This window comes from Mycobacterium sp. 852014-50255_SCH5639931, from assembly GCF_001665605.1.
GTDB classification, from domain to species: domain Bacteria; phylum Actinomycetota; class Actinomycetes; order Mycobacteriales; family Mycobacteriaceae; genus Mycobacterium; species Mycobacterium paraffinicum.
Window position 1 is genome coordinate 74,434 of the sequence record NZ_LZSV01000038.1, and the last position, 15,037, is coordinate 89,470.

The window sequence follows — 15,037 nt, forward strand, 5'->3', positions numbered from 1 at the left end:
CGAAAAAAGTGTCCGAGGCATCCGGGCTGGCTGCTCGTACCTGTGACGGCGGCCCACCGGGGGTCGCGACCACAGTTAAGGAACACGCCATGAGCACCATCGAAGACTTCCGGTCGACGACCTTCGCCGCCCTCCCGTACGAAGATCTGACCGTCGCCGAGGCGTGGGCGTCGAGCCCGCTGGGCGACCCCACGATCGAGGACGATTCCCTTGTCCAACCCGTCGAGTCTGAGGATTCTCCGGCCACGACCGTGATCGCGAAGCCGCGCTCGAGGGGGACGAACGCCCTGCTCGCCGGGGCCGTGGTGGCGGCGCTTGGAGCGGTCGCCGGGCTCGGCCTGCTGCTCGTCGACGGGCCGGGCTCCAAGGAGCACAAGCCCGCCGTCGTGGTTCCGAATTCCAGCGTCGGCTCGGTGACGCCCCAGGCCCCCAGCGCGGTTGCGCCGCCGCCCGTGGCGCCGGCCCCGCCGTCGGCGGCCGCCCCTGCTGACGCCGCTCAGGTCTCGCCCGGACCCGTCAGCCGTGGGGATGCGCCCGTCGTGGTCGTGCCCGCACCGGCGCCGGCGGCCCCGGCCGCACCCCCTGCCCCGGCCGATCCGGGCGCCCCGCCGCCCCCTCCCAATGTGACCGTCAACGTCCCGCCGGTGATAGTGCCCGTGCCCGTTCCGGTACCGGTGCCGCCCCAGCAAGGTGGCGGTCAGCAGGGCGGCGGCCAGCCCGCGCCGAGCGGTGGCAGCGGCCACGGGCCGATCCAGTGTTTCGCCTGCCACCCGCCGCAGCCGGTCCACCCGCAGCCGATTCACCCGCAGCCGATTCAGCCGCAGCCGATCCGCCTGCAGCCGCTGCAGCATCCCTGAGGCAGGGGTGCACAGGGCGAGGCCGGGCAGTCAGTCCGGTCTCGCCTATTGCCCACGCGAGCGAAGCGCGCGGTGGGCGTGCGGCCAGAACGGCATGCCCGCCACCACGGTCGCGCCCGTTGCGATGAGTCCGACCGCGACGTCGACGCTTTGGCGGCCATCGCGCGCCCAATACACGTCCTTGAGGTCCAAGAGCAGGGCGAGTTCGTCGACGATCATGGCGTTCGCGGCGCCGTAGGCGACGGCCGCCGCCGGATGCCGGCGTTGCCTGTCGGTTCCGCGCAGGCCCACGCCACCCACCGTGGCCAGCATCCCGATGCCGATGTTGTAGTGGTGAAAGTGTCTGCCGCCCATCGACATACCACCACCCGACGGGCCATGGCCGGCGCGGATCCAGTGCGTGAGCGCCCGCAGTCCGGCGAACGTGAGGGTGAACGACGTCCAGGCCAGCACCGTGGCCTGCTCGCCGGGCTGCAGCCGCTGGTCCCATTGATGGCGCAGGCGCTCCCACCGAGACCTCGGTGCGTCGGTGCCGTCAGCCTCCATACCCAACGACGCTAGACCAATAGCATTTCGAAGTGTGGAGTCCCGTTGGGTGCTGCACCTGGACATGGATGCGTTCTTCGCCTCGGTCGAACAACTCACCCGGCCGACCCTGCGCGGGCGGCCGGTGCTGGTCGGCGGCCTGGGCGGACGGGGCGTCGTGGCCGGGGCCAGCTACGAAGCCCGCGTGTACGGCGCCCGCTCTGCCATGCCGATGCATCAGGCCCGCCGCCTGATCGGCGTGACCGCGGTGGTGCTGCCGCCGCGCGGCGTGGTGTACGGGGTGGCCAGCCGGCGGGTCTTCGACACCGTGCGCAGCGTGGTGCCGGTCGTCGAGCAGCTGTCGTTCGATGAGGGCTTCGGCGAACCGCCCCACCTCGCGGGCGCGTCCGCCGAGGACGTCGAGGCGTTCTGCGAGAACCTGCGCCGACGGGTTCGCGACGAGACCGGCCTGATCGCTTCGGTCGGCGCCGGCTCGGGCAAGCAGATCGCCAAGATCGCGTCGGGCCTGGCGAAGCCCGACGGCATTCGGGTGGTCCGGCGCGCCGAGGAGCGGTCGCTGCTCGCCGGGCTGCCGGTGCGGCGGTTGTGGGGCATCGGTCCGGTCGCCGAGGAGAAGCTGAATCGGCTCGGCATCGATACCATCGGCCAGCTGGCCGCGCTGACCGAAGCCGAGGCCGCCAACATCCTGGGCGCGACGGTCGGGCCCGCGCTGCACCGCCTGGCGCTCGGCATCGACGACCGCCCGGTCGCCGAGCGCGCCGAAGCCAAGCAGATCAGCTCCGAGTCCACCTTCGCCGTCGACCTGACCAGCCTCGAGCAGCTACGTGAGGCGATCGACCCGATCGCCGAGCACGCGCATCAACGGCTGCTGCGCGACGGGCGCGGCGCCCGCACGGTCACGGTGAAGCTGAAGAAATCCGACATGAGCACGCTGACCCGCTCGGCGACGTTGCCCTACGCGACGACCGAGCCCGGCGCGCTCGTCGCGGTGGCCCGGCGGCTGCTGCTCGACCCCCGGGAAATCGGGCCGATTCGCCTACTGGGCGTGGGCTTTTCGGGATTGAGCGATGTGCGCCAGGAGTCGCTGTTCCCCGACCTGGATCTGGCGGGGGAGACCTCGGAGGGACAACCCGTAGAGACCGCGGCCGAGGCCATGTTCGCACCGGTGGCCGAAGCGGGCTCGCAGTGGCGGGTGGGCGACGACGTATCGCACCGCGAACTCGGGCACGGCTGGGTGCAGGGAGCGGGCCACGGCGTGGTCACCGCGCGCTTCGAAACCCGCGCCTCGGGGCCGGGCCCGGCGCGGACGTTCCCCGCCGACACCGCCGAGCTGAGTAAGGCCAACCCGGTCGATTCCCTGGACTGGCCGGACTACCTGGGCGCGCTGCAGGCACTGGAAGCGAATGCGGCGTCAGCCCCAGCGGCCGATGACGTCGCCGACCGGTAGCCGCGCGGTCAGCGCGGCCATCATCAGCACCCGGGCCTGCGGCGGCCGCAGCCTGGGCACCATCACCGCGCCGGCGGCCGCCATCTCGTGCCCGGGCCCGTAGCTGGCGCCGACCCGGCCGCCCGGGACACGGGTGGACACCGCCACGGCGACCCCGGCCCGGCAATGGCGGGCCACCGCCTCGACCACCGCGTCGCCGGCGTTGCCCGAACCGAGCGCCTCGAGCACCAGGCCCCGCGCCCCGGCGGCCACGCAGGCGTCCAGGGCCACCCCGTCGCTGCCCAGGTAGGCGGCGACGATGTCCACCCGAGGCGCGGCCGCCGCGCTGAGCGCGCCGAGCTGGGGCCGTGTCTTGGTGCCGCCCAGCGTGACGCCGCCGTTCACCGTGCCGATCAGCTCACCGGCGAAGCCGCTCAGGTCGTGGGTCGCCACCTTGGTCAGACCCAACGGCTGCAGCACCCGGCCGGCGAAACACAGCAGCACGCCCAGGCCGCGGGCGGCGGGGTGACCCGCCACCGCCAGAGCGGCGCGCAGGTTGGCCGGGCCGTCGGCGTCGGGCGCGTCGGCGCTGCGCATCGCCCCGGTGAGGACTACCGGGACGTCGCCCGCGTGGGTGAGCTCGAGCCACAGCGCGCTCTCCTCCATGGTGTCGGTGCCGTGCGTGACCACCACACCGTCGGCGCCGCCGTCGATCGCCGCCCGCACGGCGCCGCGGATCCGGTCCCAATCGGCCGGCACCAGCTGGGAGCTGTCCAGCGCCAGCACGTCCACGACGTCGACGTCGAGACCGGCCGCCAGGTCGGCCGCGCCGTACGAGGGCCGGTGCACGCCGTCCGCGCCGGTGCCGGTCGATATCGTGCCTCCGGTGGCGATGACGGTCAGCCGGCCCATGATGAGATCATCGCGCACGCCGACCGCGAACATCGGCCGGCCCGCGTCCGCATTGGGGGATGATGTGAGAGTGCCCGAGGAACCCACCGGATCCACTGAGCCCGTGACCTCGACCGACCGGGCCGAGGACGCCGCCGCCACCGAGCCGAAGCGGCCGCCGAGGCGGCTGCGCCTGCTGTTGTCGGTCGCGGCGATCGTCTTGGCCCTGGACATCGTCACCAAAGTGCTCGCCGTCAAACTGCTGCCCCCCGGCCAGCCGGTGCCCATCATCGGCGACACGGTGACCTGGACGTTGGTGCGCAATTCCGGGGCCGCGTTCTCGATGGCGACGGGATACACCTGGGTGCTGACGCTGATCGCCACCGGGGTGGTGGTCGGCATCTTCTGGATGGGACGCCGGCTGGTGTCGCCGTGGTGGGCGGTCGGGCTGGGGATGATCCTGGGCGGCGCCATGGGCAACCTGGTGGATCGCTTCTTCCGGGCGCCCGGGCCGCTGCGCGGCCATGTCGTGGACTTCCTGTCGGTCGGCTGGTGGCCGGTGTTCAACGTCGCCGACCCCTCGGTGGTGGGCGGCGCCATCCTGCTGGTGGTGCTGTCGATCTTCGGCTACGACTTCGACACCGTGGGCAGGCGCAGGCCGACCAGCGCCAATGACTGACCGCTCCATGCCGGTGCCCGAGGGGCTGGCGGGCATGCGGGTGGATGCGGGTCTGGCGCGCCTGCTGGGGCTGTCCCGCAGCGCCGCGGCCGCCCTGGCCGAAGACGGCGGGGTGGAACTGGACGGCGTGCAGGCCGGCAAATCCGACCGGCTGACCGGCGGCGCGTGGCTGCGGGTGCGCCTGCCCGAAGCCCCGGCGCCGGTGGAGAACACGCCCGTCGATATCGAGGGCATGACGATCCTGTATTCCGACGACGACATCGTCGCGGTCGACAAGCCTGCGGCGGTGGCCGCGCATGCGTCGGTGGGGTGGACGGGGCCCACGGTGCTCGGCGGGCTGGCCGCCGCCGGCTACCGGATCACCACCTCGGGCGTGCCCGAGCGGCAGGGCATCGTGCATCGCCTCGACGTCGGAACCTCCGGGGTGATGGTGGTGGCGCTGTCGGAGCGCGCCTACACGGTGCTGAAGCGGGCGTTCAAGCAGCGCACGGTGGACAAGCGCTATCACGCGCTGGTGCAGGGGCATCCGGACCCGTCGAGCGGGACGATCGACGCGCCGATCGGGCGGCACCGCGGCGGCGAGTGGAAGTTCGCCGTCACCAAGGATGGCCGGCACAGCCTCACCCATTACGACACCATCGAAGCCTTTCACGCCGCCAGCCTGCTCGACGTGCACCTGGAAACCGGTCGCACACACCAGATCCGGGTGCACTTCTCCGCGTTGCACCACCCGTGCTGCGGCGACCTCGTCTACGGTGCTGATCCGAAGCTCGCGAAAAGGCTTGGGCTGGAACGGCAATGGCTGCACGCCCGGTCGCTGTCGTTCGCCCATCCGGCCGACGGCAGGCGGATGGAGATCGTCAGCCCCTACCCGCCCGATCTGCAGCACGCGCTGGACGTGCTGCGCGCCGAGGGCTGATCACCGGGGCTTGCGCGCCTCGACGAGCAGCCGCGTGGAGTGCGCGACGAAGGGCCCGTCGGCTTCGATGCGCTCGTGCAGTTCACGCAGCCGCTCCCGGTAGGCGCCGACCGTGAAGTCCGGCACCGTCCAGATCACCTTGCGCAGGAAGTAGATAACGGCGCCGATGTCGAAGAACTCGGCCCGCATCCGTTCCATGCGCATATCGACGACGTCCATCCCGGCGGCCCGGGCCTCGGCGCTTTGGACGTCGGGGTGTAACTCGGCCCATTTCTCCGGCTGCGGCCCGATGAAGTATTCGACGAGTTCGCCCATGGTCGCCGGCCCGATCTGCTGGGCGAAGTAGGTGCCGCCCGGCCGCAGCACCCGGGCGATCTCGGGCCACCGCACTGCGATGGGGTGGCGGCTGGTCACCAGGTCGAAAGCCGCGTCGGCGAATGGCAACCGCGGCTCGCCCCCGGTCACCACGACCACCACGCCGCGGGGATGCAGGCGTTGGGTGGCCAGGGCCGCGTTGGGCGGCCATGACTCCGTCGCGGCCATCGTGGGCGGAAACCTCTCGGCGCCGGCGAGCACTTCGCCGCCCCCGGTGTCGATGTCGCACGCGGCCGACACGCTCCCCAGCCGATGGCTCATCTGACGCTGGTAACCCCACGACGGGCGTTCTTCGGTGGCGCGCCCGTCCAGCCAGGAGAAGTCCCAGCCGTCGACGGGGGCCGCGTCCGCCTCCGCGACGAGGTCGTCGAATGTGCGCCCCATGCCGAGCATGCTAGGCAGCGCTCACGGCGCGCGGCAGACGAATTTGGTGCCGTTCAACTCGAGCTTGACCTCGCCCTGGTGCTCCCAATACTCCGAGCCCTGCCGGCCGTATCGGGCGCCGCTGCCGGACGGCTCGAGGAAGAGGATCTCCTGGTTGCCCTTCCAGTTGAGCACCGCCGCGGGCGGGTCGAATTCGTTGTAGAACTGCGCGGTCAACGGCCCGGCATCGGCGGGGCACTGGTAGGTGACCACGGGCGGGCTCAGGGTGCCGGGGTCGGCGATGGCCAACTGGACCAGCCGCGTCTGATACGCCTCGACCAGGCAGGTGCGCGCTTCGGGGTTCTGCGAGCAACCGTCGCGTGTGGTCGCCCAGCCGTTCTGCGCGGACGTCAGCGCGCCCTGGTCCGCGCCGGGCCGGGCGAGGGCCTGTTGGTAGGCGGCCTGCAGACGGTGGTCGAGGTCGGTCAGCTGCGGATCGGCGCACACCTGCTGCTGGGCCGCGTTGGCCGGTTTGGCGCAGTCGAGTGCCGCCGCGGTCGGCGGGGTAGTGGTGGTGGTCGTTCCAGTGGTGGTGCCGGCCGACGGCGGCGTCGTCTTCGCACCGCACGCGGCCAGCATCAGGGCCGCAACGATGACGGCGAGCAGTCGCATACCTGCTGACTACCGGTTGCGGGCCGCCCCCCGGGCGCGACACGCCGAGATTGCCGGCAATCGCGGCGGAGCGGTCAGACGGTGGCCTTGTTGGCGTCGCCCGTCGCGATCTCGGGAGCCAGCGGCGCGATGGCGCCGATGATCTCGGTCACCGTTTCGGGTGGGACCCCGGCCGCGGCGAGCGCGTCGGACAGATGCCTGGCCACCAGGTTGAAGTGGTGCATCGTGATGCCGCGACCCTGGTGCACTTGCTTCATCGGGGCCCCGGTGTAGGGCTCGGGCCCACCGAGGGCGGCGGCGAAGAACTCGACCTGCCTGCCCTTGAGGCGGTTCATGTTGGTTCCGGTGAAGAAGCCGGAAAGTTGGTCATCGGCAAGCACACGGACGTAGAAGTCCTCGACCACGACTTCGATCGCCTCGTGCCCGCCGATCCGGTCGTAGACGACCGGCTGTGGTTTGCGCAAGCGGGCCAGAATTTTCATAAGCCCGATTGGAACATTTCGGCGTTGCCCGCCAGTTAGTTCGCGATCACGCACGGATGTCTTTGCGTAACAAGCGGATTGCTCACTCTTGGCGGTTGTGTAGGGCGCGGCGTGAGACGCGCTGCCCGCGTTACATGCCAGCAATGTGCATCGAGCCGGGGGGCTGATGTCCTAGGTTGGCTTAATGACTCACGTCACATCGTTCACACCGCCCCGCAAGGAGCTCATGGTCAACGGGCAGGCCAGCTGCGGTCGGGGGGCCGACATCATCAGGAGCCGAAGTCGATGAATCTGGGTGACTTAACGAATCTTGTCGAAAAGCCGCTCGCGAACTTGGTGGAGAAGCCGATCGCGGCGGTGTCCCACATCGTCAACACCCCGAACTCCGCGGGTCGTTACCGTCCCTTCTATCTGAGGAATCTGCTCGACGCGGTACAGGGCCGCACGCTCGGCGAGGCCGTCAAGGGCAAGACCGTCCTGATCACCGGGGGATCGTCGGGCATCGGCGAGGCCGCCGCGAAGAGGATCGCGGAAGCCGGTGGCGTGGTGGTGCTGGTCGCGCGCACCCGCGAGAACCTGGAGAAGGTCGCCTCCGAAATCGAAGGCGACGGTGGCACCGCCCACGTCTACCCGTGCGACCTGTCCGACATGGACGCGATCGCCGAGATGGCCGATCAGGTGCTCAAGGACCTCGGGGGGGTCGACATCCTGATCAACAACGCGGGGCGGTCGATCCGGCGATCGCTGGAGCTGTCCTACGACCGCATCCACGACTATCAGCGCACCATGCAGCTGAACTACCTGGGCGCGGTCCAGCTCATCCTCAAATTCATCCCCGGGATGCGGGAGCGGGGGTTCGGGCACATCATCAACGTCTCCTCGGTCGGCGTGCAGACCCGCGCGCCGCGGTTCGGCGCCTACATCGCCAGCAAGTCCGCGCTGGACAGCCTGTGCGACTCCCTGCAGGCCGAGACCGTGAATGACGGCGTGAAGTTCACCACCGTGCACATGGCCCTGGTACGTACCCCGATGATCAGCCCGACGACGCTCTACGACAAGTTCCCGGCGCTGACCCCGGATCAGGCGGCCGGGGTGATCGCGGACGCCATCGTGCACCGGCCCCGCCGGGCCAGCTCGCCGTTCGGACAATTCGCGGCCGTCGCCGACGCGGTGAACCCGGCGGTGATGGACCGGGTGCGCAACCGGGCGTTCGTCATGTTCGGCGACTCCCACGCCGCCAAGGGCGACGAATCGTCAAGCGATTCAACGCAATTCGACAAACGCAGCGAGACGTTTGTGCGGGCGACTCGCGGGATACATTGGTGACATCATGAGCCTTCCGAAACCTGACATCGAGACCACCGTCGTGATCACCGGCGCCTCGTCCGGCATCGGCGCCGAACTTGCCCGCGGGCTGGCCCGCCGCGGCTTCCCGCTGCTGCTGGTCGCGCGGCGCCGGGAACGCCTCGACGAACTCGCCAACGAGGTGGGCCAGGAGTACTCGGTGGCCGTCGAGGTGCTGCCGCTGGACCTCGGCGATCCCAAGGGCCGCGGGAAGCTGGCGGACCGGCTGCGCGCCGAGCCGATCGCCGGCCTGTGCAACAGCGCCGGGTTCGGCACCAGCGGGGTCTTTCACGAGCTGCCGCTCGAGCGCGAAAGCGAGGAGGTCACCCTCAACGCGCTGGCGTTGATGGAACTCACCCACGCCGCCCTGCCCGGCATGGTCCAGCGCGGCGCCGGCGCGGTGATGAACATCGCGTCGATCGCCGGTTTTCAGCCGGTGCCCTACATGGCGGTCTACTCGGCCACCAAGGCCTTCGTGCAGACCTTCTCCGAAGCCGTGCACGAGGAACTGCACGGGACGGGGGTGTCGGTCACGTGTCTGTGCCCGGGGCCGGTCCCGACCGAGTGGGCCGAGATCGCCAACGCCGAGCGGTTCAGCATTTCCATCGCGCAGGTCTCGCCGCACGACGTCGCCGAGGCGGCGATCGGCGGGATGCTCGCCGGCAGGCGCAGCGTGGTGCCGGGCGTCGTACCCAAGGTCGTCAGCACCGGCGGCCGATTCGTGCCGCGCAGCCTGCTGCTGCCCGGGATCCGGATCGGCAACCGCTTCCGCGGGGGACCCGACCGCTGAGCTTGCGTCGCGGTCGCCCGGTCACAGCCGTCACTTCCGTCGCTGCGCCGGGTGATCGACGATGTGCCCGCCTCCCAGCGACAAAATCGGCTACCGCGCATGGTGTCTCGCATTGTCGCTATGAGGCGGGCACAAAGCCGCATCCCTCCGTTCGGGGGCGTAAGTGGCGGATGTGACAAAGCGGCCGCGCTAGGCTTCGCTCATGGCCGCTGTTGACCTGACCGCCGACGTGCCGATGACGCCGCAGGAGATGTGGGAACGCGTCTCCGACCTGTCGGACCTGGGTGACTGGCTGGTCATGCACGAGGGCTGGCGCAGTGAACTGCCCGAGGAGCTCGGCGAGGGCGTCCAGGTGGTGGGCGTGGCCCGGGCGAAGGGGTTCCGCAACCGGGTGACGTGGACGGTGACCACCTGGGATCCGCCGCATCAGGTGGCGCTTTCGGGGTCCGGCAAGGGCGGCGCCAAGTACGCCGTCACGCTCAGCGTGCAGGCCGTCGGGGACGGATCGACGCTGGGCCTGCGCCTCGAGCTGGGCGGGCGCGCGTTGTTCGGCCCGGTCGGTTCGGCGGCGGCCCGCGCCGTCAAGGGGGACGTGCAGAAGTCGTTGAAGAACTTCGTCGAGCTGTACGGATAATCGGGTCCAAGAAACCCGAGACACACTTCGCGACACTCCCGAACGGCGTCGGTGCGCAGTCATAGACTGGCGTCCCTATGAACCAGTCGTCCTTCGTGCACCTGCATAACCACACCGAGTACTCGATGCTGGATGGGGCCGCGAAGATCTCGCCGATGCTGGCCGAGGTGGAGCGGCTGCAGATGCCCGCGGTCGGGATGACCGACCACGGAAACATGTTCGGCGCCAGCGAGTTCTACAACGTGGCGACCAAGGCGGGGATCAAGCCGATCATCGGGGTCGAGGCGTACATCGCGCCGGGCTCGCGCTTCGATACCCGGCGCATCCTGTGGGGTGACCCGGGCCAGAAGTCCGACGACGTCTCGGGCAGCGGTTCCTACACGCACCTGACGATGGTGGCCGAAAACGCCACCGGGCTGCGCAACCTGTTCAAGCTGTCGTCGTTGGCCTCCTTCGAGGGCCAGCTCGGCAAGTGGTCGCGCATGGACGCCGAGATCATCGCCGAACACGCCGAGGGCATCATCGCCACCACCGGCTGCCCGTCGGGGGAGGTGCAGACGCGTCTGCGGCTGGGGCAGGACCGCGAGGCGCTGGAGTCGGCCGCCAAGTGGCGCGAGATCTTCGGCGCCGACAACTACTTCCTCGAGCTGATGGACCACGGGCTGTCCATCGAGCAGCGGGTCCGCGAGGGCTTGCTCGAGATCGGCCGCAAGCTGGGCATCCCGCCGCTGGCCACCAACGACTGTCACTACGTCACCCGCGACGCCGCCCACAACCACGAGGCGCTGTTGTGCGTGCAGACCGGCAAGACCCTCTCGGATCCGAACCGGTTCAAATTCGACGGCGACGGCTACTACCTGAAGTCGGCCGCCGAGATGCGCCAGCTCTGGGACGACCAGATTCCCGGCGCGTGCGACTCGACGCTGTTGATCGCCGAGCGGGTGCAGTCTTACGACGACGTGTGGGCACCGCGCGACCGGATGCCGATCTTCCCGGTGCCCGAGGGGCACGACCAGGCGACCTGGCTGCACCACGAGGTGATGGCGGGACTGCGGCGACGTTTCGGATCCGGCGTCGGCCAGGACTACATCGACCGGGCCGAGTACGAGATCAAGGTCATCTGTGACAAGGGCTTCCCGTCGTACTTCCTGATCGTCGCCGACCTGATCAACTACGCGCGGTCGGTCGACATCCGGGTGGGGCCCGGGCGCGGTTCGGCGGCGGGCTCGCTGGTGGCCTACGCGCTGGGCATCACCAACATCGACCCGATCCCGCACGGCCTGCTGTTCGAGCGGTTCCTCAACCCCGAGCGTCCGTCGGCGCCCGACATCGACATCGACTTCGACGACCGTCGTCGCGGCGAGATGGTGCGCTACGCCGCCGACAAGTGGGGCCAGGACCGCGTTGCCCAGGTCATCACTTTCGGCACCATTAAAACCAAAGCGGCGCTGAAGGATTCGGCGAGGATCCATTACGGCCAGCCCGGCTTCGCCATCGCCGACCGGATCACCAAGGCGTTGCCGCCGCCGATCATGGCCAAGGACATCCCGCTGTCGGGTATCACCGATCCGGCGCACGAGCGGTACAAGGAGGCCGCCGAGGTGCGCGGCCTGATCGAGACCGACCCCGACGTCCGCACCATCTATCAAACCGCGCGCGGGCTGGAGGGGCTGATTCGCAACGCCGGCGTGCACGCCTGCGCCGTGATCATGAGCAGCGAGCCGCTCACCGAGGCCATCCCGCTGTGGAAGCGGCCGCAGGACGGCGCCATCATCACCGGCTGGGACTACCCGTCGTGTGAGGCCATCGGCCTGCTGAAGATGGACTTCCTGGGCCTGCGCAACCTGACGATCATCGGCGACGCGCTGGAAAACATCAAGGCCAACAGGGGAATCGACCTCGACCTGGAATCGGTGCCGCTGGACGACAAGCCCACCTACGAACTGCTGGGCCGCGGCGACACTCTGGGGGTGTTCCAGCTCGACGGCGGCCCGATGCGCGACCTGCTGCGCCGCATGCAACCAACCGAGTTCAACGACATTGTCGCCGTGCTGGCGCTGTACCGCCCCGGCCCGATGGGCATGAACGCCCACAACGACTACGCCGACCGCAAGAACAACCGGCAGGCGATCAGGCCGATTCATCCGGAGCTCGAGGAGCCGCTGCGCGAAATCCTCTCGGAGACCTACGGTCTGATCGTCTACCAAGAGCAGATCATGTTCATCGCCCAGAAGGTCGCCTCCTACACGATGGGCAAGGCCGACGCGCTGCGCAAGGCGATGGGCAAGAAGAAGCTCGAGGTGCTGGAGGCCGAGTACAAGGGCTTCTACGATGGCATGACCGCCAACGGCTTCTCCGAAAAAGCGGTGAAGGCGTTGTGGGACACCATCCTTCCCTTCGCCGGCTATGCATTCAACAAGTCGCACGCCGCCGGCTACGGCCTGGTCTCCTACTGGACCGCTTACCTGAAGGCCAACTACCCGGCCGAATACATGGCCGGCCTGTTGACCTCGGTGGGCGATGACAAGGACAAGGCCGCGGTCTACCTGGCCGACTGCCGCAAGCTCGGCATCACCGTCCTGCCGCCGGACGTCAACGAGTCCCTGGTGAACTTCGCGTCAGTCGGGCAGGACATCCGCTTCGGGTTGGGCGCGGTGCGCAACGTCGGCGCCAACGTGGTCGGATCGTTGATCAAGACCCGCAACGAGAAGGGCAAGTTCACCGACTTCTCCGACTACCTGAACAAGATCGACGTCTCGGCGTGCAACAAGAAGGTCACCGAGTCGCTGATCAAGGCGGGCGCGTTCGACTCGCTGAGCCATGCCCGCAAGGGCCTCTTCCTGGTGCACACCGACGCCGTCGATTCGGTGCTGGGCACCAAAAAGGCTGAGGCGATGGGGCAATTCGACCTGTTCGGCGGGGATGACGGCTGCACGGAGGCGGTGTTCACCATCAAGGTGCCCGAAGACGAGTGGGAAGACAAACACAAGCTGGCCCTGGAGCGGGAGATGCTCGGCTTGTACGTGTCGGGGCATCCGCTCAACGGCGTGGCACACCTGCTGGCCGCCCAGGTGGACACCCAGATCCCGGCCATCCTCGACGGTGACGTCGCCAACGAGAGCCAGGTACGGGTGGGCGGCATCCTGGCGTCGGTGAACCGGCGGGTCAACAAAAACGGAATGCCTTGGGCTTCAGCTCAACTGGAGGACCTCACCGGCGGCATCGAGGTGATGTTCTTCCCGCACGCGTACTCCACCTATGGCGCCGACATCGCCGACGATGCGGTGGTGCTGATCAACGCCAAGGTGGCCATTCGCGACGATCGCATCAGCCTGATCGCCAACGAGCTTGTGGTGCCGGACTTTTCCAACGCCCAGCCGAACCGGCCGATCGCGGTCAGCCTGCCCACCCGGCAGTGCACCGTCGACAAGGTCAGCGCGCTCAAGCAGGTGCTGGCGCGCCACCCCGGCACCTCCCAGGTGCATCTGCGGCTCATCAGCGGTGACCGGATCACCACCCTCGAGCTGGACGCCTCGCTGCGGGTCACGCCGTCGCCCGCGCTGATGGGGGACCTCAAGGAGTTGCTCGGCCCCGGGTGCCTGGGCAGCTAGCGGCGATCGGGCTGCCACCAGTGTGCGGATGGCCGCACCCTCGCGGCCGAGTGTGAAGCTGGCCGCACTCGCGCACTAGGCGGTCAATCCCAGCGCCGCCTGATGGTCGTGGGTGGGGATGATCGTCACCGCATGGCGCGCCAGGTGCAGCCGCTGCAGCGTCCGGAAGGCTTCGTCGCGATCCTCGTCCACCAAAATGCCTGGGTAGCTTGACTTTTGACGGACCTTCTCGATCTGCAGCCAGTGCCAGGCCGCGTCACCGGCGATCAGGATCCAACCACGCCCGGTGTGGGCGAGCACTCCGACGCTGCCGGGGGTGTGGCCGGGCAGGTCGACCAACAGGACGGAGTGGTCGCCGAACACGTCGCGGCTTCGGGTGAAGGTCAGCACTGAAGGGCCGTCCAGCTCGTAGTCGACGACAGGCCGTCCGCGCAGCGAATCGCGGACGCCGCCGACCGGCGCGACGGGGCCGGACCCGATCCAGTCGCGTTCGATTCTGTGCAGGTGAACGGGGAGGTCCGGCAGATCCAGCAGGCCCGACACGTGATCCCAGTGCGCGTGGGTCGGCAAGGCGAAATCCAATACCGGCGGCTCCGGCAGCCGGGTCAGGGCCATGACCGTGGGAACGGTGTCGGCGGGCGGGCGGACCACCACACGCAGCACTGCGGGTAGTTGGGCGATCGCCCGCCGCTCGACGTCGCGGCACACGGCCGGGTCGACGATGAAGGTGGCGTGCGGATGGCTGACGATGAACGAGGTCATCGAGTTCCCGACGCGGCCCGGCGTGAACGTGCCCTCGACGATCGCCGCGGTCGGCACCGAGCGCGGCACCTGGGGCAGTGCGGTCACCGTTACGGTGCGCCGGGGCTCGGGCAGTCCCGCGTCGGCGATGCTGCGCAGGAACCTGTGGTCTGGCCGTCTGGGCCGCACCGCACCCCAGACCAATCCGGTTGCGGCGGAGCAGCATTGGCGCAGGCTGGGGGAGCGGACGGGATCGTGCGTCATGGCACGTCCACCCGGACGATGACACTGTCGGGCCACACGCCGCGGTCGCGCGCGCGGCTCAGCTTCTCCCGGACGCACAGGTCTTGGTGAACGTTGGTGACGCCCGGGACCTTGATCAGCGGCACGATGTTCCACTGCCAGCCATACCGTTGGTGCAGGACGCGGTTGGCCCGCTCGGCGTCGTCGCCCGACAGGATGGTGGCGCGGCCCGCCAACATCTTCGCGCCCGGACGGACCCGGCCGCGATGGTCGCAGGCGGTGAGTTCGACGTCGCGGCGCGTGGTCAGCCGCCTGGTCTTGGGTCCCACCTTGGTGCGGAACACCAGCGCGTCGCCGTCCAGCCCGAACCAGATCGGGGTGTCGACGGGTGTTCCGTCGCGGCGAAACGATCGGAGCAGCGCGTAGCGTGCCGCGCCCAGCCCGTTGAGTGAATGTGTGTGCAT

General features: G+C 69.3%; 15 protein-coding genes. 8 read left to right on the forward strand and 7 right to left on the reverse strand.

The window, feature by feature from the left end:
- Positions 1-89: 89 nt before the first annotated feature.
- Positions 90-857 (forward strand): hypothetical protein, encoded by a 768-nt coding sequence (locus A5758_RS23045; protein WP_067744878.1) that lies wholly within the window; start codon positions 90-92, stop codon positions 855-857.
- Between the two features lie 45 nt (positions 858-902).
- Here the strand turns inward: A5758_RS23045 and A5758_RS23050 are convergent, their stop codons facing one another.
- Positions 903-1,403 carry a hypothetical protein gene (locus tag A5758_RS23050; RefSeq protein ID WP_067744880.1) on the reverse strand — a complete coding sequence of 167 codons (501 nt, stop codon included), beginning with the start codon at positions 1,401-1,403 and terminating at the stop codon, positions 903-905.
- Between the two features lie 49 nt (positions 1,404-1,452).
- On the opposite strand from A5758_RS23050, the gene A5758_RS23055 reads away from it, so the two are divergent.
- Positions 1,453-2,850 (forward strand): DNA polymerase IV, encoded by a 1,398-nt coding sequence (locus A5758_RS23055; RefSeq protein ID WP_197504044.1) that lies wholly within the window; start codon positions 1,453-1,455, stop codon positions 2,848-2,850.
- Here the strand turns inward: A5758_RS23055 and A5758_RS23060 are convergent.
- Entirely contained in the window at positions 2,815-3,741 is a 927-nt protein-coding gene (locus A5758_RS23060) for an asparaginase (protein WP_067745111.1), read from the reverse strand. The genes A5758_RS23055 and A5758_RS23060 overlap by 36 nt on opposite strands.
- A 70-nt stretch (positions 3,742-3,811) precedes the next feature.
- Here A5758_RS23060 and lspA point away from each other — a divergent pair, with 70 nt between their 5' ends.
- Both lspA and A5758_RS23070 read left to right on the forward strand, forming a co-directional pair.
- On the forward strand, positions 3,812-4,399 hold the full coding sequence (lspA, locus tag A5758_RS23065) for a signal peptidase II (RefSeq protein ID WP_082939817.1): 588 nt from the start codon (positions 3,812-3,814) through the stop codon (positions 4,397-4,399).
- Entirely contained in the window at positions 4,392-5,318 is a 927-nt protein-coding gene (locus tag A5758_RS23070; RefSeq protein ID WP_067744889.1) for an RluA family pseudouridine synthase, read from the forward strand. Before lspA ends, A5758_RS23070 begins: the two co-directional genes overlap by 8 nt.
- Here A5758_RS23070 and A5758_RS23075 read toward each other — a convergent pair whose 3' ends face one another.
- From A5758_RS23075 to A5758_RS23085, 3 genes are all read right to left on the reverse strand, one after another.
- Positions 5,319-6,077, reverse strand: a complete 759-nt coding sequence (locus A5758_RS23075) for a class I SAM-dependent methyltransferase (protein WP_067745114.1) — start codon at positions 6,075-6,077, stop codon at positions 5,319-5,321. It lies immediately after the preceding gene.
- A 21-nt stretch (positions 6,078-6,098) separates the two neighbouring features.
- Positions 6,099-6,728 carry a lysozyme inhibitor LprI family protein gene (locus tag A5758_RS23080; RefSeq protein ID WP_067744892.1) on the reverse strand — a complete coding sequence of 210 codons (630 nt, stop codon included), beginning with the start codon at positions 6,726-6,728 and terminating at the stop codon, positions 6,099-6,101.
- Positions 6,729-6,802: 74 nt separating this feature from the next.
- Complete coding sequence (locus A5758_RS23085; protein WP_067744895.1) at positions 6,803-7,210, reverse strand: group 1 truncated hemoglobin; 408 nt, start codon at positions 7,208-7,210, stop codon at positions 6,803-6,805.
- A 285-nt stretch (positions 7,211-7,495) separates the two neighbouring features.
- Here A5758_RS23085 and A5758_RS23090 point away from each other — a divergent pair, with 285 nt between their 5' ends.
- The 4 genes from A5758_RS23090 (at position 7,496) to dnaE (ending at position 13,589) form a co-directional block, all read left to right on the forward strand.
- Positions 7,496-8,536, forward strand: coding sequence for an SDR family NAD(P)-dependent oxidoreductase (locus A5758_RS23090; protein WP_067206685.1), 1,041 nt, complete (start codon positions 7,496-7,498; stop codon positions 8,534-8,536).
- Positions 8,537-8,540: 4 nt separating this feature from the next.
- Positions 8,541-9,344 carry an SDR family oxidoreductase gene (locus A5758_RS23095; RefSeq protein ID WP_067206682.1) on the forward strand — a complete coding sequence of 268 codons (804 nt, stop codon included), beginning with the start codon at positions 8,541-8,543 and terminating at the stop codon, positions 9,342-9,344.
- Positions 9,345-9,546: 202 nt separating this feature from the next.
- Entirely contained in the window at positions 9,547-9,978 is a 432-nt protein-coding gene (locus tag A5758_RS23100; RefSeq protein WP_067744898.1) for an SRPBCC family protein, read from the forward strand.
- A 77-nt stretch (positions 9,979-10,055) separates the two neighbouring features.
- Positions 10,056-13,589 carry a DNA polymerase III subunit alpha gene (gene dnaE / locus A5758_RS23105; protein ID WP_067744901.1) on the forward strand — a complete coding sequence of 1,178 codons (3,534 nt, stop codon included), beginning with the start codon at positions 10,056-10,058 and terminating at the stop codon, positions 13,587-13,589.
- A gap of 75 nt (positions 13,590-13,664) precedes the next feature.
- Here dnaE and A5758_RS23110 read toward each other — a convergent pair whose 3' ends face one another.
- The gene (locus A5758_RS23110; protein WP_067744904.1) at positions 13,665-14,594 is read right to left on the reverse strand and encodes an MBL fold metallo-hydrolase; all 930 of its coding nucleotides are present in this window, start codon (positions 14,592-14,594) and stop codon (positions 13,665-13,667) included.
- Positions 14,591-15,037 carry a PPOX class F420-dependent oxidoreductase gene (locus tag A5758_RS23115; RefSeq protein WP_067744907.1) on the reverse strand — a complete coding sequence of 149 codons (447 nt, stop codon included), beginning with the start codon at positions 15,035-15,037 and terminating at the stop codon, positions 14,591-14,593. Before A5758_RS23115 ends, A5758_RS23110 begins: the two co-directional genes overlap by 4 nt.